We start from the raw sequence: 18,708 nt of genomic DNA, 5'->3' as shown, positions 1-18,708 counted from the left end.
GGCTGTGTGGCTACTCGTCGTCGGTGCTGTCCGCTGCAGATGTGACCGCGTACAGCCGCCGAATCACCCTTCGCTGCAGGGTGACGCGTGTGCCCTTCCATGGCTGACCTGCCGGGCGGAACACGGGGACTGCTCCGACCTGCTGTGGTAACGGGAGACAGTGTGGAACTGTTTCCGATACTATTTACCGTACGAACTCTGTTCGTATAAGAACTTTGCCCTCTTGTGGGTATACCGCCGATAAATTCCGACGCTGCGATAGGCCGAACACGGGGATGGTGGGCCATATGTATGTTACCGTGCATCGTTGATTTCGAGTTGGGTTTATATACTGTGTCGGTTGTCAACTGTTCTCTTCGGTGTGTCGGCCAGTGTTTAGCGCTGGATTGATGTGAATCTGTTGCTGGTTTGATTGGCCACTGAGAACATCCCACGCGATATTGCGGCTCGACGTATCGACGCTGCTGCCGTCAGCACGATTGTCGGTATCCGGGCCCGGCGGATTTCGGGACGGACCAGCGGATTCTTGCCGGTCCGCGCCAATTCGACGGTATGGACCTGTCGGCCCTTCCCGAAGACTGGACGGTGTGGAACGAAACCGACGACAAGCTCATCCTCGCGTACCGCCCGGACATCTTCGACTCCGAGCAGTTCCCGGCGCCGTGCCTCCCGACCATCTATCTCACGCGCGGGAAACGGACCCGCCGCCCCGGCGCTGACCGGACCGGAGAGAGCTGGTACGTCACCTTCTATCTTGAGCCCGACGTTGAGCGCGACGCCGATTCCTACGAGCGCCGCGACGCTGCCGTCGAGGGCGCTGTCGATTTGGCAACTCGGTTTGCCGACGGCGAACTGGACTACCGCTCGCTGTATCAGGTACCCCGCGAGGCGTATCTGGACAAACTCGACGAACTGACCGGTCGAGCATGATGCTTTACCGTGCTCATCGTCTATAGGCACGCATGACTACTGTCACGCTCGTCGGGACGCGCCTCGCCGAGGCCGGCGAGGAGTTCGTCTACCGCGGCGAAGCCAGCGGCTGTGCGGGCTGTCCCTACCGCGACCAATGTCTGAATCTTACGGCAGGGAACCGCTACCGGATTACCAGCGTCAGACAGAGCGGCCAAACGCTAGACTGTGCTGTGCACCAAGATGGTGTTCGCGCTGTCGAGGTTGAGCCCGCACCGATTCAGGCGAACGTGCCCTCGAAGGGCGCGTATGCTGGAAGCAAGGCCTCGCTGATGGGTCCCTGTCCACACACCGAGTGTCCCAGCCATCCCTACTGTGAGCCTGCCGGTGCTGATTTTGACGAGGAATATCAGATTGACGAGATTATCGGCGACCCGCCGCATGATTACTGTATGCTAGATCGGGATTTGACGCTGGTTGAATTGGAAGCTCCCGGGGAATAGCTGAGTACCTCCTTGAGTACAATTCATATTGTGTTATCCATACTTACTAAACAGGATGAAGGCCCTATTGTCGTTTAAGATCTGTCAGATTCTCGTTATGACGAGACGAGATGCAGTTCTGGACGTGTTGGCCAGATTTCCAGAACGGATCTCAGAATCCAATTAGGCTATTCTGGATTAGGCTATTCTGGATTAGGCTATCCGAGAGTTTTACTTGGGTGGACGCCAGTCAGAGGATATGGAACGATTCGTTGACCGGGCGGCTGAACTCAGTCGGCTTCGAGATTGCTACGAGTCGGACGACGCTGACATGGTCGTACTTTTTGGACGTCGGCGACTCGGAAAAACCGAACTCGTCAGGGAGTCACTGACAGATCGCGATGACGCCGTCCTGTACCAGGCTACAGAAACAACTCGCCAGATACAATTGGACGCGTTCGTGGATGTGGCGTCTGAGTCGTTTCCGGGGATTGACCGAATCGAGAGCGAGTGGGAATCGTTGCTCGCGTATCTTGCTGCCCAGGATGCAGTCATAGTGCTGGATGAATTCCCCTACCTGATTGACGCCGACGAGAGCCTCCCGTCGGTCATCCAGCGACTCTGGGACCAGGAGGTACGGGACACTGGCGTGACGGTCGTGCTCGTGGGATCTTCGATCAGTATGATGGAAGAAGCGACCCTCCTCGGGAACAGTCCGCTGTATGGCCGGTTCACCGAGAAGATCGATCTCCGACAGCTTGACTTAGCGGCCGTACGGACGTTTTTCCCTGAGAGCTATACGCCTGAACAAACGCTGCTTGCCTGGGGTGTGTTTGGCGGGACACCGTACTATCTGGACGGTATCGATCTCGATGATGACCTCGGGACAGTCATTCGGAAGTCCTTGTTGTCACGACAGGGATTCCTGCACGACGAGCCGGAGTACGTGCTCCGCACTGAGCTGACGGAGCCGAATCGATACTTCGCCATCCTGAAAGCGATTGCCGCCGGGAACACCACATCGAACGAGATTGCACAGACAGTCGGGATTGATGGCAAACAGATATCGACGTACACGCAGAAACTGGAGCGACTGCGCCTAGTCGAACGTGAGGTTCCGGTGACGGAGGACAAAACGAAGTCACGCCGCGGGCGGTACCGGATTCTCGATCCGTTGTTCAGGTTCTGGTTCCGGTTCGTCTATGGGAACGACGATCGCTACGAGCGATTGGGTGCCGACGCCTACGAGACGGTCATCGAACCCGAACTGGCAGACTTCGTGAGTCAGGTGTTCGAACATCGCTGCCAGGACATCCTCCCAGATCTCTATCCCAATCTGCTGTTCACCGATATCGGCCGTTGGTGGTACAATGAGTACGAGGTAGATGTGGTTGGGATCGATGCTGATGGAACGATGGTCACAGGTGAGTGTAAGTTCACGTCTGCGCCTCTCGATTACAGTGCACTCGCCTCGCTTGAAAGCCATACAGATGAGATTCGATGGGGCCCTGATAGCGGTGAAGCAGAACACGAGTATGCGCTGTTCGCACGGAGCGGCTTTACGCAATCTGTTCGAGACGCAGCGGCTGACCGTGTTGATCTGCAGTTGTTCACGCTCGACAGAATCGTTGACCCGGTTGCATCAGACTGATATCCCCAACTCAGTGGCCCCGCTTGTCGAAGGAACTCGTCTGCCGACCAAATCTGTTGTCCGTATTGGAACCAGTGTCTCAATCAGAACACCGGCACCCGGTACCGGATTACCAACGTCAGACAAAGCGGGCAAACGCTAGACTGTGCTGTGCATCAAGACGGCGTTCGGGCTGTCGAGATCAGCCCGCGCCGATTCAGGCCAATGTTCCGTCGAAGGGCGCGTATGCTGGGAGCAAGGTGTCACTGATGCCACTTTCCATACACTGAGTGTCCCAGCCATCCCTACTGTGAGCCCGCCGGTGCTGAGTTTGATGATGTGTGTGTGCTAGCTCGTGATTTGCTGTTGGTAGAGTCAGAGGCGTCAAAGGAGAGTTGAATGGATATTTCCACAAAACATCATATGTGATATATGTACTAATCATCTGAATATAGCCATTACAGCTGATATTCTTCTGAACGCCCTGAATATATAATCTTCCGTCACATCTGAACTATTCATTATAACTATAGATAGATTTAGCTGCCTTAGTTGATTGTACTTTAATAAACACTGTAGTTAGATACCATCAAAACATTGAAGATTAAGTAGCTAGAAGAAAAAATGAAAACCGAGTGTTCATATGACAATAGATTCTGTGAAAACTTCAAAACTAGATGAGGCCTTGGAGGAGCACGCAGAAGATAAACTTGAGTTAATAGAACCTGGCGGAAATCATGGTGATACTTTGATTTATATGGGGGCTAAAAAAAGGCTTGATAGTTTTAATATTGAATATTCTTCTATGAATTATATTCAAGAATTAAGAAATAGTTGGCCTGCCAAAGGTCGAAGGGCAATAGACATTATTACTAATAAGTTGGATCAGAACCCCATAAAAATCACTTCATTGGATGATCCAGATGTCATATATATACATGGTGGAGGTAATTTTAGTGATCTTTGGGGTATTAGTCTTGATCTATTTAGAAATATTGTAAACACCTATCCAAACACCCATCTGATTGTTGGACCACAGACATACTGGTTTAGTGATACAGACTTTGATGATATCTGTGATAACCTTGATCAAAAAATCGACCTATTTTGTCGTGAAAGTTATAGCTATTCTTTGCTGAATAATTTCGATCTTCCAAATAACATTAACATTTACAAATCATCAGATACTGCTTTTTATCTAACAAGAGACGATCTATTGGAGTATCATAAAAAGACAGTAGAAGAGTTTGATAGTGAATATACTCTCTTAGCCTTTCGTGGTGATCGTGAAGGAATCATTCCGGAATCAATGAAAGAACATATAGCATCTAACAGTGATAATGTCGTATTCTGTGATGTCAGCGACAAATCTGAAAATACATTTAGAGAATTTATCACACTAGTTGAAAATGCTGAAAAGGTATATACTGACCGTCTGCATGTTGGGATACTTAGCACACTGTTAGAGCAGGATGTAGAATTGTTTGAAAATATATATTACAAGAATCGGGGGGTCTATAAATATTCACTATCCGATATTGAGACCACCAATTTTAATGAAGCAGTTTAGCTGCGATATTTAAAAATAGATAATAATGGCTGAAACTGATGCTTCTGAAATAGGTAGCTCTGGACTTATTATTTTAGTAGGTACTGCCCTGAGTATGTTATCTGGCTTTATTTTTAAGATCTCACTTGCAAACTATTTACCAGGCAACGTATTTGGGTCAATAATGCTTGCAACCTCTCTCTTTGGAATTCTATCAATTCCAACTGTTCTCGGCCTGAATGAAGGGGTAGTAAAATATGTTTCAGCAACTAACGATACAGATGAGAAAGGAACATATATCTTTATATCTGTTATTTTGGTAGGCTTAGCTTCTGTGATGATCGTTTTTATATTTCTTTTATTTCTCAAACCAATTCGAACACTATTGTTTGACAACAAAATTTCCAATGTTTTCTTTATTTTATTCCTTTTTTGTATTCCTTTCCATTCACTAACAAAAATAATCAAAGGTGGTCTTCATGGTATAATGGATACTAAAAGATATACCGGCTTTTCACAGGTGTTTCAGCCATTATCGCGGTTGATTTTAGGGGTTGGTGCTGCACTCGTAATAGGGAGTGGTCAGTCAGTTATTGGTGGAATTTTGTTAGCATACATTTTCACAGTTATTTTCGGAATTATATTATTATACAAATCTGGAATATCATTTGCATACACTAGGGACGTTGACATCAAAAGTATGGTTACCTTCAGTTTGCCCTTAGCAATTTCATCATCAGTATATATTCTTTTGACCAGAATAGATCGAGTTTTAATTGGATACTTCATGTCTCCATACTCTGTAGGAGTATACGAAGTAGGGATGACAATAGCAATGCTACTTGGGCTATTCCACTCAGCTTTCTCTTTTTTGCTCTTTCCCAAAATATCAGAACTCGATTCCCAAGATATGAACAGTAAAATACCTCAAATGTATGGTCAAACTACAAAATGGATACTCACCTGTACAACTCCTGCTTTTTTAATATTATTGATGAGGCCTAATTTCTTGATTCTATTATTTGGAACTGATTATTCTGTCTCAACAATTCGCCCAATGTTAGCTATAATAAGTGTTGGTTTTTTTGTAGATGCTATTGTTGGCCCAAATGGCCAAGCTCTCTTGGGTTTTGGAAAATCTAAGAAGGTACTCTATTATAATTCAACTGCGGTCATTGCAAATATTGTGCTGAATATAGTTTTGATACCCTCTCATGGTTTACTCGGGGCTGCTACCGCTTCTTTGGTTGGTTACTTAATCATGAATATTATTAAGTCTGTAGATCTCTATTATTACCATAATATTTCAGTAGTAAACTATTCAGGATTAAAAATGATGGTTGGTGGAATGACATTCACGAGTATTGTTATCCATATAACAAATGTTTATTCACTTGTGATAGAATTTGTCTTTTTATCTACAATCGGAATTTTCTCGATAGCAATCAGCTTCTTAGTTTTGTTCTTTTCAGGAGACTTGACTGAGGATGATAAAAAATTATTACGTAAGGTAATACCAAAATAATCTTTTGGATTACCATATCTAATATAGTATACCTCGCGGGTCGGAGTTGACAAAATAAGGTCGATATAGCCATACAGAACTAGCCCTACTTACTGTTGACCCATGGTTGGTTCTTGAAATTGATGTGTTCAGCCACTACATAACTGATTTAGGTCTCTTTGTTGGACCAACCAGGATACCAACGGTAATCGTCTTATTGATCAAGAGTTTCAGAATACACTTGTTGACCGTAACTCGATTGACTGTCGTCAAGAGATGCCGCGGCTGATCCCTTTCTCACTGATCTTGAACGGGCATCACAAAATTACCTAAGAACCGTCGATCTTGCACCTGTTGCGGTTTCCTCAACATACCTACATCACTGACTCTTCAGAATAACTCACTAAGCAGCGTCATAAGTAACCCTGCAATTAAAATGGCGACAATAGCTGTATACTCTGGTACTATGAAGAACTCCAACAGGGCTGCACTCCCGCCAAGCAGTAATGCAGTGAAATATACTGGCCAATAGTCACGAAGTACGCTGTGTTCAGACATTGTTGCCACTCCTACGGACAATTTCTATCCGTCCGTTCGTATACACAAGTGATCCATCTGGCGGAGTTTCGCGTGCGCTATCGTACACGAAATACGGGACGTTGTTGTACCGCACCCCATCAACGACCGGGATTGGGACTTTGCCATATCGCGTCGCTACAACGCGGCCCCAAAACCCTGCTTCAATACGCTCAATTTTGTATTCGTCAATGAACTCTCCAGCAGCCGGGGCCTGACTCTGGATTGGCGGAGTATTCTGGAACGGATCGTTCCCAAGATTAGTTGAGTGGTCGACCAGACCAGGGACTGACCCTCCAAGTGTCCCTAACAACACAATCAAAGTGATGATTGCAGGGATACCCCACTCAACCCACTCGCGTTGTGAGTCTAACGCCACAGCGACTGAAACAGAGCACAGGCCGCCGATGAAAATATAGACGAATAAGATAATGCGTGAGACGCCACGGGGGTTAGCAATGGTGAATGGGATGGTAATTGCCCCGAAGGTACATGCCAGTGTTAACCACGGCCGGGCAGTAAGACGATCTTTAATTATGGCCCAGACTCCGATAAGCGACAGTGCCGGGACGAGCGCCTTAAGGACAAGTGGTGGATAATCAATCCAACTTCGTCCAGTTGTTTGTGTAGGTCCACTTCCACCGACATCAGTAACTTGGGTAAGTTGTGCTATGCCCCACACAAAAAACTCCTCACCACGATAGATGACGTAAACCCCAAATAACAGAGCAGCAGGAAGAGCTGCTCCAGGAATATAATACCCTCCACGAGAATCCTCAAGGATACGTTCAGAAAGTTGAGTGAGAATATCCCCGGTAACGTATGACCCGAGCAATGCAACGCCGATAATGAGGATCGAAAACCGGTGGCTGAATAGGAAGCCAAGCGAAACTACGCTGAACAGTATGAGATACCGAAAATAAGTGGTTGGTGACATTTGTTGGCGAAGCGTCACAAATATTACTGTCCCAAGGAAGAGTGAGCCAAATGTGACCCCAATAGATTGGCCGTGAAACTGAACAAAATACCGGAAAAATGGATCAAGCATAAGTGTCCCCAGTGATGCAATACACCCGGCACCCCATCCAGCAAATTGGCCATATGTAAACCAGAGAAAGAGGAACGTAAGACAAACAAATAAGATTGGGATGACATAGCGTAGCGTGTGCATAGATATTGTGGTAATCTCGTGTATGGTTGTAGCGAGAATTTGGATATCTGGCCAGCCAAAATAACCTTTTAATTCAATCCACTGTAACGATTGTGGACGGTCAAGGTGGCCGGTGATGGCAACCGCTCGGGCTGAGGCTAAGTAATAATGTGAGTCATGCCAGTACGCAAGCCCGGCTCCTGCGAGTTGTGCTGCGCGGGCGAAGGCGAGTGTTGTGCAGCCAGCAACCCCCGCACGAAAAAACTCCTCCCGAGCAGCAAAAAGGCATGTCAGTACCGTAGTAGTGAGGATAAGGCCAATATAAAAACTATACTCCATACTAATCCATCTGTCAAACGTGGTTCAAAAGAGATATAGATTTCGTTACCGGGCAGACTGTTGTTAGAGTATCACAGGACATTCACAGTACCACACAAAGTTGATTGAGATGACTGTTTGCTAGAGATGAGTCCAATTACGATATTACTGCCCGGTTGTGGCGAACGTTGCCGCTGGCTGTGGTCATTTAAAGAAGCCATCAGTATATATACCGGTGAAATTCTATATTTCTCACAGTGTTTCGGGCGATCCCGGCGAATTGGTCACTTGAAGACCGGTACTACTGATAGCATTAATTGAGTACGCTTGGGGTTAGTGGCTGAACCATCACATTGATGGCTAATTACTGCCGAAAACGAAGTTCCATTTCATTAAGCGGAGATATATCGCATTGAGAAATTTTCATAACTGAAAAATGACACTGATCGGATTAGCTAGTAGAGCTTTGTGATGCACCATGCTCTTCCGAAAGAATATTAATCTAATGGTAGCCGAGTGCTTCTAATTGTTGCTGGACCATTGTACTTGTATTGGCCTTTTGATTACTATTATCCCAATCGGTAGGTAACTTTTGAATGAGTTTTGTAGTAAGTTCATCACTAAGTTCTTCAAATGACTCTCCTTCAGAGGAAACCGTCGCCTTAAGTGAGACATCATCTGCTTCTGAGCGGATGATTTTATTCTCTCCCATGTAGACAGCCTTTCGTTCGACACCATAGCGAGTGGCTTCACAAATTACAGCACGGTTTTCAGGGATCTGCGATTGCCAGTTATAGCCAGAGTACTCAATATTGTCAACTGCTAAATTAGTTATAGTTGGAGCTATATCAATAAGTGAGGCCCAACCACCTGTCGGCGCAGGTACCTTACCAGACACTCCAATAGGAACTCTGGCTAGTTTATCAAAGGGTGTACCACCGTGTCCAAAGCAGTAATTAGGTCGTGAATCGCTGATTTGACGGTCATATTTCTGATGTTCCCAAAGACTTTCTCCGTGGTCTCCGACGAGAATAATCGCAGTATCGTCTTTATATTCGGAAATGAGGGGTCGAAGTTGATCGCTAATATAATCGGCAGCTGCACGATATAGTCGAAGCTTATGATCTCGATAGTATTTACATTCCTCATCATTTGGGTCAAAATCCGTTTTATATGCATGAATTTTGGAAAGCCCGGGAAGTGACATATCGATATCATACTCTTTAATATATTCTTTTGGGGGTTCAATTGGTGCGTGCAAGTCGCCTAAGTGGATATATCCAAATGATTGATCACGTGAACTTCGCCAATATCGGTATTGATCAAGCACTTTCTTAGCAGACTCATCATCATAAACGTGATGTGTTTGGAATGCTCCACGTAGTGCTAGGAATGGTGTCATGAATGAGCAGCCAGCATAAGTATCATAGCCTGCAGCGTCTAGATCTCTTGGGAGTATTAGATGCGATGTGGTTTGTTTTGGCATTGCATATTCTTCGTCATTTGGATGAGTGTGGGCCACAGAACCATGTTCATTCGGTAGCAGTCCTGTAGCTATACTTGTTACTGAAGGAAACGTCCAAGTTCCAGCCGTCACACCGGTTGTGAATTCTAAATCAATATCTAATTTTTGCTCTGGTCGAAGTGCGTCAACAACAATGAGTAGGATATGATCGGGTGCCTTGTCTTTCTGAGATAGGGTACGACTAGGTGGAGTATATTCTCTGTCTGCCTCTATAGATTTATATTTGAAATAAAAGGGTGTAACTCTATCCCTCACAAATTTTGGTAGCTTCTCTTCGATTTTGCGGGGGTTAATGTCCATCTCAATTATACTTCCTCCTAACAATACTTCAAAGTATATGAAATCATTGCAGTACGTTATGATCTAATCAAATATCAACTATAATTCCAATAATTAAATTTAAATTTATAATAATTACTTATAATTGCAGTAATAAACGATATAAAAATATATCCGACTACTAATTTAGGCCGATTTCTCATATCCTCAATGATAACTTCCCATGTTGAACAATTTCCATCATTTGAAGGGGTATATTCAACCCTCCGATTCTTCTTATATTGGTCGATTGATCTCATGTATTTTAATCTATGATTGAATAAATCTATCAACCTAGTTTTACCCAAATGATGTTGAATTTCACTTGAGATATGTCCTATATTTTCACCTGAAGACTCTACCAACATATGAAACTCTAAATCCTCTTTATATAATAATTTAGGATTATGTCCGCCAAGTTTAAAATATAATTCATTCGATAAAAATCTAAGATGTCCTACATTTTTTTGACGTGATACTTTTTTTCCAACATCTGTGCATTTTGCCCAGTAAGTTTCTCCCGTGTTAACCTCTGGTATAATCAATGCATCATAAGAATCCATACTATTAACACATTCTTGCACTACATGTTGAGATAACTCCATATCGGAATCCACATGTAATAAGAACTCACCTTTTGAGATCTCTGCCCCCTTGACACGAGAAGCTGCCATCCCTAAGTCTGTTTCAATGACACTAACACTATAATTTTCACAAATTTCAACTGTTCTATCTTCACTACCACCATCTACAACTATAACCTCAATTGGTTCGTAGGTTTGAGATTTTATAGATTCTAGACAAAACGCTATAGTATTTTGGCTGTTGTATGTTGGTATTATTATTGATACTAACGCTCTATCAGTCATATTTCACCTTCATTTCTAACTCTTCATTAAAAAGGGTTAACCAAGAATCCACATACTTATTCATGTTCTGATATGATTTTATCATTGTTGCTTGGGTTATAATTCTTCATTATGAACTGGTCAATAGTTTCTCCTATTTTATCCCAATGGTGCTTCCTTGCCCAATTCTTTGCATTTTGAGAGAGCTCAGAGTAAAAGGCACTATCATTGAGCAACGTTTTGATCGCTTCGTTTATTTCTGTTGCTGTTGGTTGAACCACTAATCCCGTTTCTCGATGATTAATAGCAGAGGGGATTCCTCCTGTATCTGCTCCAATCACTGGTAGACCAAAAGAATTGGCTTCAAGGAACACAATACCAAATCCTTCTACTGCACCTGTCTCAACTAGATATTTGCTTGGCATAACAAAAAGATCTGCAGCTGCATAGTATTCTGGAAGTTGCTCTTCGGGAACATATCCCTCAAAATACACTTTATCATTCATCTCTTCCGATTCTACTAATTGCTTAAGTTGATTTTCCATTCTACCTGACCCACAAATGAAATAATTCACATCTAAATCTTTAATCGCCTCAATTACGATTTCATGTCCTTTTCGTTCAACTAAGCGGCCGACTGTTAGTAATATTGGTTCCTCTTCAGATAGATTATATTGGGATCTTATCTGCGACTCGTTGGAAATACTATCATAGTTTGGAGGGACTCCTGGGGGTATTTGAATTACTTTTTGATGTGAAATCCCTAATTCTGATACTTTTTTTTGTGTCCATTGGCTGTTAGAAATAATACCGGAAGACTCTTGAAGTCCCAACTTAATTACCTGTTTCATAATTTGTTGTCTTGGATTAGGTGCTAAAAGTTCATTTCCATGTGTCTGAACGATGTATTTCATATTTTGTATTACACCGGAAATAGACTGAAATGGATGTACAAAATACACCATATCGTACTTATCAGAGTTATTATAAATAAATATCTGACATCTAATGATACCGGATATACCTGTTAAAGAAACTCTGTGAATATCAGTGCCAGGAATGTCTGGTGAGTTTTTTGTCTCTTTGTTAGTTAGTATGTCCACATCAAATGAAGAAAATTTAGCATAATTATATGCAAGGTTACCAATACCGCCACCATTTGGTGGGAAATCTGGTGTGACCACTAATAATTTCATGTATTCTATATAACGTTCTGGACTGCTTTTATAGTTCGGTCTGCTACAAAATTCCAAGTATATTTATGTGCTACCGATATGCAATCTTTTGAATCAAATGTAATACTTTTTTCCACCCCTGATTTAATATCTTCAGTGACGACTCCCGTCTCTGGAGTTATTATTTCTGAAGCCCCACAGAAGGGTGTGGTAATAACCGGTGTTCCGCAGGCCAAAGATTCTAAAACCGCATTTCCAAACGATTCGAATTTAGCCGGATGAATTGTAGTTACAGCACCAGAATAGATCTTTCGAAGCTCTTCTTGTGATACTCGTCCGTGACAAACAATATTTGAATGGTTTATTTGAATATCTCCTACAACATGCACTGGGCGGTGCTCTCTATTAGCATACTCTATGACTGAAGTTAATCCTTTTTGTTCAGATGTGCCAACAAACAGTACATAATCTTTATGATCATTATTCTCTTCTGGATAAAAGGTGCTAGTATCGACACCATTGTGAATAACTGAATAAGAACCATCATATCTGTAATTTTCTACCCAACCTTTTCTATTAATTTCACTATTAAAGATAGCGTGTCTTGTCTTACTCAGTGATTTTTGGTTGATATATGTTCTAAGAGGGTGCAAAATCGAATCTCCTACTTTTTCTGACAGTGACAGATTTGATCTCATATATTGCCTTGTTTCTGCAATACAGTCATGATATTTAGTTATCATTGGTATATTTGATATTTTGTATGGTAATGGAGTATGAGTAATAGCAACGTCAAAACGGGTTGTGTCATAAGAGATGAGATATTTTCTGAGAGCCAAGGGATATAATACATAATATCCTTCTCGTAATCCAAATTGAATTGATTCCGTATTGATTGTGTTTGATACGGTATCCCCTGCGGAATCCCATGATTGAGGACATTTTCCTGTTAAAACAGTAACTTCATGGCCTTTATTAACAATTTCATTGTATAGGCTTCGTAGATGATATGAAATCCCTCCTAAAACATAAGGTGGGAATTCACGAGATAGAACAAGTATCTTCATATTATTTTTTATATCCTAGTGCTTCTAATCGCCTTTCAATTTCCTCATCTACTTCGTCTTCGTTAGCCGCATTTCCGTCACTTTCGAGATGAACTCGTTCGGTAACGTGTGCTTCAAGATCCTCACGGAGTGAGCGGTTCGAACACTCCCTGAACTCAATCGAACCACTCCCCCGATCCCGTTCACAGAAGCAGGAACCTTCCTGTGTCCGAAGCGCGTATCGGCGAATGTGGCTGTGTTCGTCTTCACCACGGGCTTGGAGAAATACCGTTCGGTCAACACCCAATTGGTCTAGCAATGAGACACGCCTGGAATCAATATCTTGCCCGACGATCCGTTTGAATGTACTCACAATATCTAACGTGCTTACCGGTGTCTCTACCGTTTTATCAGTTCCTTCGGGTTCTCGAACGAACAGTGGGACGTGCGTTATCTCATCGTGCAAGTACCGTGGGTGCTCGTAGTACCCGTGCTCACCGAACGCATCCCCGTGATCAGCCGTGACCACCAATAGCGACTCCTCCAGCAAACTCCGACTTTGGAGTTCCTTCAGGAACTCACCGATATACTCGTCGTTGTAACGGATTTCAGCGTCGTACAGATCAATCAACAGCTGACGTTCTTCCTCGGTGATCGATTCCGGCTCGTCAATGGCACGCTGATACAGCGACTGGGCGTCGCGGCCAGACAATTCCTTGTCTGCATACAGCGTCGCGTACTCACCTGGCGGCTCGTACGGTCCATGGGTGTCCATGTAGTGGTTCCAGAGGAAGAACGGCTCGTCAGAATCCAGCGAATCAATCCACGACAGTGACCGCTCGTTGATCTCTTCGGCTCGAGCATAATGGCGATTTCGTAGTTTGTCAAGTGCGCGTTGGGCCAGAGCGACGAGTTTGTGCTGGCCGAAATGAAGATCGTCGTCAAACGTATCGAAGCCCTGATCGAATCCATATGCTCTCGAGACGAATGGATTGGAATGGAATCCGCCAGTAGCGAATCCAGCTTCCGAAAGCTGGGAAGCGATTGTCTCCGTTGCAAGCCGGTAGCTATCGTTGATTGCCACATCGGGGTACTCCCCGGTCAACAGTGCAGGGACCGCTTCGCGTGTGTGTGAACTAGCGCTATAAGCATTTGTGAACCGAATACTCTCCTCAGCAAACTCATCAAGTACAGGTGAAGTCTCACGGTGGTAGCCATAACAGGAGAGGTGGTCAGCACGAAGTGCATCCGCAGAAAGCAGGATGATATTCCGCGGGGAAGCAGTCATGTATCCGATCTTTTCTCCGGATATGATTTTATTCTTCCGAAGCTAGTAGTTATTGTGTCCTGAATATCAGGTGACCAATTAGCGAAACAAACCATCAGTTCCGTGGGTCGGCAAAGCACTCGTGTAGGCTGGCTTTGTTTAGTTGTTTGATCCAACCAACTGTGTGGTTTCGGAAAGAGTACTCTACTTGTCCCTTATCAAGACCGGAATGTGACAAACTGAACGGCACTCTTGAAACGCTGCGTTCAAGATGCCGCCCCGTGACGATACGGCTACCTTACGATGGATGTCGCTTTTATCAGTAATGTGATATTTCCCTATGTGAAAGGCGGCGCTGAGAAACGCATCCACGAAATCGGCACCCGCCTCGCCGACGAGGGCCACGACATCACCATCTACGGCCGACATTTCTGGGACGGCCCAACAGAGATCACCCACAAGGGAATGACCCTCCGTGCAGTTGCCCCAGAAGCAGAGCTCTACGAAGACGATCGCCGGTCCATCACGGAAGCCATCGACTTTGCGGCTCGCGCACTCCCTCCGCTCCGTCGCCGTCTCAGCGACGATGAACACGACCTCGCGATCGCTAGCGTCTTCCCGTATTTTCCAGTACTCTCGACGAAGCTTGCTAGCCTCGGGACTAGCACACCAGTGGTCACGACCTGGCACGAGGTCTGGGGCGACTACTGGGAGGAGTACCTTGGCCCGCTCGCTCCGGGTGGCAAACTCGTCGAACAACTCACTGCCAAGACGCCCCAGCATCCGATCGCGGTCTCGGGCATCACAGCGGACAACCTCGCTGACATCGGCCCGAATCGCGAGCATATCGAGGTCGTGCCAAACGGGCTCGATACCGAGCAGGTCCAGACGGCCCCCCGCCCCGACACCGGCTACGACATCGTCTTCGCAGGTCGACTGATCGAGCACAAGAACGTCGACATTCTGCTAGAGGCATTCGATGCAGTCGCCGACAGGCATGACGTCACGCTGGGGATCATCGGTGACGGCCCGGAGCGTGACCGGCTGGATACCAAACGCGAATCACTGGAACACGCCGACCGCGTTTCGATGTTAGGCTTTCTTGAAGAGTACGAGGATGTTCTCGGCCATATGCGGGCTGCAGACATATTCGCGTCTCCCTCAACGAGAGAGGGATTCGGAATTACCTTTGTCGAGGCGATGGCCGCCGACTGCACCGTGATTGCTGCTGACCACCCGGATTCGGCAGCGGACGAAGTCATCGATGGTGCGGGCTTCCTCGTTGATCCTACTGTTGACTCCCTCACAGAAACACTCGACGATGTTTTAGGTGGTGACCGCCCAGCGACGGATCCCGTCGAACGTGCGCAGCAATACGACTGGGATGCGGTTGCAGATCAGGCCGAAACCGTCTATCAGCGAGCTATTGACGGGTCGTGGTAACATGAACTCTAGCGGAAACGGAACTGCGCTTTGGCTCCCCTCTGCGGTTTAATATCGAAGCCGACCCACACACCTCGTAACGAGTGAAACATCGTCATGGGTCCCCGCCCTTCGCTGAGCTCTCAATGGCTTGGATGACAACCTCTGGATCCCGAAGCAGTCGATGTTCCAGGTAGCTCCCTTCACCCTGTCCACCCCCTGTGTGATTCGACTCAGTCACCCCGAGAAACGACTGTTCTTTCAGCAGCCGGTACACGCGATCCTCGGAGAGTGGATCCGCTCCAGCCTGCTCAGCGACCTTTAAATAAAGCGTATAGATCTGATGAGTTCGAAAAGCTTCCTGAGCTGGGTTGTCGACGGTAAGTAGCGCCAGCGCTCGGAGGATGTATTTCACATGCGGCGTCGTCCCACGCACGAGTTTCTCGAAGCGGTTCACCTCCGCTCGTTGGACGGCGTCATCGACGTGCGAGACTGTGACTGTCTCCGTCCCCTGTTTCTCAGCGAGACGACCAGCTTCGTATAGCGTATCGATCGCTTTCCGTGCATCCCCGTGTTCTTTGGCTGAGAGGGCAGCGACCTTTGGGATCACATCGTGCTCCAACACGTCCGGTTCGAAGGCATCCGTCCGGTTGTCCAAGATTGCTCGTAACTGACCAGCATCGTAGGGGTCAAAGACGAGTTCGTTCTCCTGCAGACTTGAGTCGATGCGTTCGCTCAAGCGCTCGCGATATTCGATCTTGTTACTGATGCAGATGGCGCCGACGTGTGTCTCTGCCTTCCCGCTCTCGCGAGCCCGAGAGAGGCTGCGTAACAGTTCATCATCGTCTAACTTGTCGATTTCATCGAGAATGACGACCAGTGAGTTAATGTTGTACTCCTCAAGTAGGTCCCAGGTGATGTCACGGTAGTCGGCGGCTCCGATCCCGACACGCGGGACGTCGATATCTGCGTCGAGGCTCGCCACTAGTTTGCGTGCCATCTCCCGGCTTGCCTTTGCGTCGGTCTGATAATCGGAGCAGTCGACGTACGCCTGCTGAAACGAGATATCGTTTGCCTGTGCCTCGAAGTGAGCCTCACGAGACACACACCTCGCAACGAGTGACTTTCCGGTTCCGGTCTTGCCGTATATGATCGTACTCTCCGGTGGGCCGCCGACCGTTGCTGGACCGAGTGCTTGCCCGATAGCGCTGACTTCGTCGTCCCGCCCAACGACTCGCTCCAGATCGGGGACGTGGCCGACGCGTACCAGTTCCCTGTTAGCAAATATTCCGCCGGTTTTGAAGATATTATCATCCTCATCTGAGTCTGACATTATTTACTCTATCAAATCCGTCCCTGTATGATAAATGTAGCGACCAAGCAACGAGTGAAGTTTAGTAAAATCGGTCTAAAACCATTTTAGTAGCTTTTCACATATGTTTATATATGTCTGAGTGGAGTTTCACACACCCACTACCGAGTGTAATCGCCTACTGCCCACACTAGGCTACTTGAAGTCACGCGCGGGAAGGCATGCAGTCCACGATGGACTATATCTAGATCGGAGTACCTTACCCTCATTTCACCACTGGCGCAGCGTCTACTTACAGTAAACGCCGAACGACTGGCCGAGAATACACAGCTTACGTTCGGCTCATGATCCGCTCATGACGAGTATCTCTCTGTCAACGACGATCAGCGGTCAGTACACTCGGTACTTGGTGCGTGCCTGCGAGATCCATTTGTGGACTATTATAAAACGCAGTCGGGTTGCATATTCGATGCAACCCGCAACTTCACGGCTTTTGTCTCAGTCCGCTTTTCGTCCCGAAACCCGCTTACTTGCCGCTCATCAGAGACGCTGTGGAGATCCGATCTTTCACTCGGTGTGGGGTGTGTCTGAGACGAGAATCTATCGGACAGACAATGACAACCAGCCAGTACACTCGGTATCAGGTGTGTCCGGGACAAGCTTTCCGCCAGTCAGGCAGGACCAGCACACCTGTACCAACGGCAGATCCACCCCAAAGCACCACCCACGGCAGCAGCCGCGTAGTCCATATGAGAGCTCACGAGGGAAGCGATACGACAGTCCGGACACGAGCGATTCGAGCGCGGTACGACGTCATTCACCACCGGGCGGTGACAGGTGCACTCTTCCCTCGGTGGATGCAAGGTTACCTACACGAGCTCGCCATGCTGGGAATCACCAGTTGGGTTGAGTAGGATACAGACGACGTTGGAGGACGGTACTACGAGTACGCTCTTGCTGCGAATCCACTCCCTGTATCGAGACAATCAGCAAAACGGTAGGCCACATGGGTATTTTCAAGGAAGTACAACAGCATCTTGATCGGAGTCACTGAGCTGTCCTCGATACGAGGTCGTCCGGTTCATCACGGCCAACAGCAATCCCCGCGATCATTGCCTCGACAGCACCAATCTGTTCCCCGGAGCGAGCAAGATCACGTTGAACGTCCACGGCACGACGCGCAGCTTCACTATCGTATGGCACTAACGGACTGTCGTCGAGAATCTCATCGAACTGTTGGCCAGTCGTTGTCGTTGGGTCGATACCGATCCCGACGTCGGTATAGACTAGGGTTGGACAACAAGTAGTTCATCGGAGATCTCATCGAGTTTTGCAACTGCTCCGGCGTCCTCAGCGAGTAAATCAGTCAAAAAGCATACATCGAGAATCACTGTTCAATCTGGCTCTCATCGTTGATGCGTCTATCGACATCATCACGGAATGAGCGGGATTTCTCTTGAATCTGCGCTACTTCGTCATCTTCTGCCAACCCGACCAATCCATACAGTGGATGTTCCTCTTCGGTAAGGATACGATCAATAACGTCGCTAAAGCTCTCACCTTCGCCTTTCTTACGACGCAACCGCTCGTACGTTTCCTCTTTGAGATTAATTGTTTTACTCGGCATTTGTGTATGACTTTCTGTGAATATATCTATTCGGACGACTGTGTACTGTC

Annotated in this window: 15 protein-coding genes; 7 read left to right on the top strand and 8 right to left on the bottom strand. The window is 46.5% G+C overall.

The window, feature by feature from the left end:
* Positions 1 to 552: 552 nt before the first annotated feature.
* The 6 genes from VI340_RS07540 (at position 553) to VI340_RS07515 (ending at position 6,095) form a co-directional block, all read left to right on the top strand.
* Complete coding sequence (locus tag VI340_RS07540) at positions 553 to 930, top strand: DUF5820 family protein (protein ID WP_336358127.1); 378 nt, start codon at positions 553 to 555, stop codon at positions 928 to 930.
* A 32-nt stretch (positions 931 to 962) separates the two neighbouring features.
* The gene (locus tag VI340_RS07535; RefSeq protein WP_336358126.1) at positions 963 to 1,412 is read left to right on the top strand and encodes a UPF0179 family protein; all 450 of its coding nucleotides are present in this window, start codon (positions 963 to 965) and stop codon (positions 1,410 to 1,412) included.
* Between the two features lie 238 nt (positions 1,413 to 1,650).
* Entirely contained in the window at positions 1,651 to 3,042 is a 1,392-nt protein-coding gene (locus VI340_RS07530; protein ID WP_336358125.1) for an ATP-binding protein, read from the top strand.
* 51 nt (positions 3,043 to 3,093) lie between these two features.
* Complete coding sequence (locus tag VI340_RS19840) at positions 3,094 to 3,291, top strand: UPF0179 family protein (RefSeq protein ID WP_442905118.1); 198 nt, start codon at positions 3,094 to 3,096, stop codon at positions 3,289 to 3,291.
* 373 nt (positions 3,292 to 3,664) lie between these two features.
* On the top strand, positions 3,665 to 4,591 hold the full coding sequence (locus tag VI340_RS07520) for a polysaccharide pyruvyl transferase family protein (RefSeq protein WP_336358124.1): 927 nt from the start codon (positions 3,665 to 3,667) through the stop codon (positions 4,589 to 4,591).
* A 25-nt stretch (positions 4,592 to 4,616) separates the two neighbouring features.
* Complete coding sequence (locus VI340_RS07515) at positions 4,617 to 6,095, top strand: flippase (protein WP_336358123.1); 1,479 nt, start codon at positions 4,617 to 4,619, stop codon at positions 6,093 to 6,095.
* Between the two features lie 529 nt (positions 6,096 to 6,624).
* Here the strand turns inward: VI340_RS07515 and VI340_RS07510 are convergent.
* The 6 genes from VI340_RS07510 to VI340_RS07485 all read right to left on the bottom strand — a co-directional run bounded on the left by VI340_RS07510 (position 6,625) and on the right by VI340_RS07485 (position 14,318).
* Positions 6,625 to 8,139, bottom strand: coding sequence for a hypothetical protein (locus VI340_RS07510; protein ID WP_336358122.1), 1,515 nt, complete (start codon positions 8,137 to 8,139; stop codon positions 6,625 to 6,627).
* Between the two features lie 481 nt (positions 8,140 to 8,620).
* Positions 8,621 to 9,943 carry a sulfatase-like hydrolase/transferase gene (locus VI340_RS07505; protein WP_336358121.1) on the bottom strand — a complete coding sequence of 441 codons (1,323 nt, stop codon included), beginning with the start codon at positions 9,941 to 9,943 and terminating at the stop codon, positions 8,621 to 8,623.
* A 74-nt stretch (positions 9,944 to 10,017) separates the two neighbouring features.
* The gene (locus tag VI340_RS07500; protein ID WP_336358120.1) at positions 10,018 to 10,830 is read right to left on the bottom strand and encodes a glycosyltransferase family 2 protein; all 813 of its coding nucleotides are present in this window, start codon (positions 10,828 to 10,830) and stop codon (positions 10,018 to 10,020) included.
* 56 nt (positions 10,831 to 10,886) lie between these two features.
* Positions 10,887 to 12,005, bottom strand: coding sequence for a glycosyltransferase family 4 protein (locus VI340_RS07495; protein WP_336358119.1), 1,119 nt, complete (start codon positions 12,003 to 12,005; stop codon positions 10,887 to 10,889).
* Positions 12,006 to 12,010: 5 nt separating this feature from the next.
* Complete coding sequence (locus VI340_RS07490; protein ID WP_336358118.1) at positions 12,011 to 13,051, bottom strand: glycosyltransferase family 4 protein; 1,041 nt, start codon at positions 13,049 to 13,051, stop codon at positions 12,011 to 12,013.
* Between the two features lies 1 nt (position 13,052).
* A complete protein-coding gene (locus VI340_RS07485) occupies positions 13,053 to 14,318 on the bottom strand; it encodes a sulfatase (RefSeq protein ID WP_336358117.1) in 1,266 nt (421 codons plus the stop codon).
* Positions 14,319 to 14,600: 282 nt separating this feature from the next.
* Here VI340_RS07485 and VI340_RS07480 point away from each other — a divergent pair, with 282 nt between their 5' ends.
* Positions 14,601 to 15,740 (top strand): glycosyltransferase family 4 protein, encoded by a 1,140-nt coding sequence (locus VI340_RS07480; RefSeq protein WP_336358116.1) that lies wholly within the window; start codon positions 14,601 to 14,603, stop codon positions 15,738 to 15,740.
* Between the two features lie 94 nt (positions 15,741 to 15,834).
* Here VI340_RS07480 and VI340_RS07475 read toward each other — a convergent pair whose 3' ends face one another.
* Entirely contained in the window at positions 15,835 to 17,052 is a 1,218-nt protein-coding gene (locus VI340_RS07475; protein ID WP_008308971.1) for a Cdc6/Cdc18 family protein, read from the bottom strand.
* Positions 17,053 to 18,418: 1,366 nt separating this feature from the next.
* Positions 18,419 to 18,658: an antitoxin VapB family protein gene (locus tag VI340_RS07470; protein ID WP_008308973.1), complete on the bottom strand. Its 240-nt coding sequence runs from the start codon at positions 18,656 to 18,658 to the stop codon at positions 18,419 to 18,421.
* Between the last annotated feature and the right edge of the window lie 50 nt (positions 18,659 to 18,708).

This window comes from Haloarcula sp. CGMCC 1.6347 (genome assembly GCF_037078395.1).
Taxonomy (GTDB): Archaea; Halobacteriota; Halobacteria; order Halobacteriales; family Haloarculaceae; genus Haloarcula; species Haloarcula amylolytica.
This window is presented reverse-complemented; position numbering and strand designations above follow the sequence as displayed.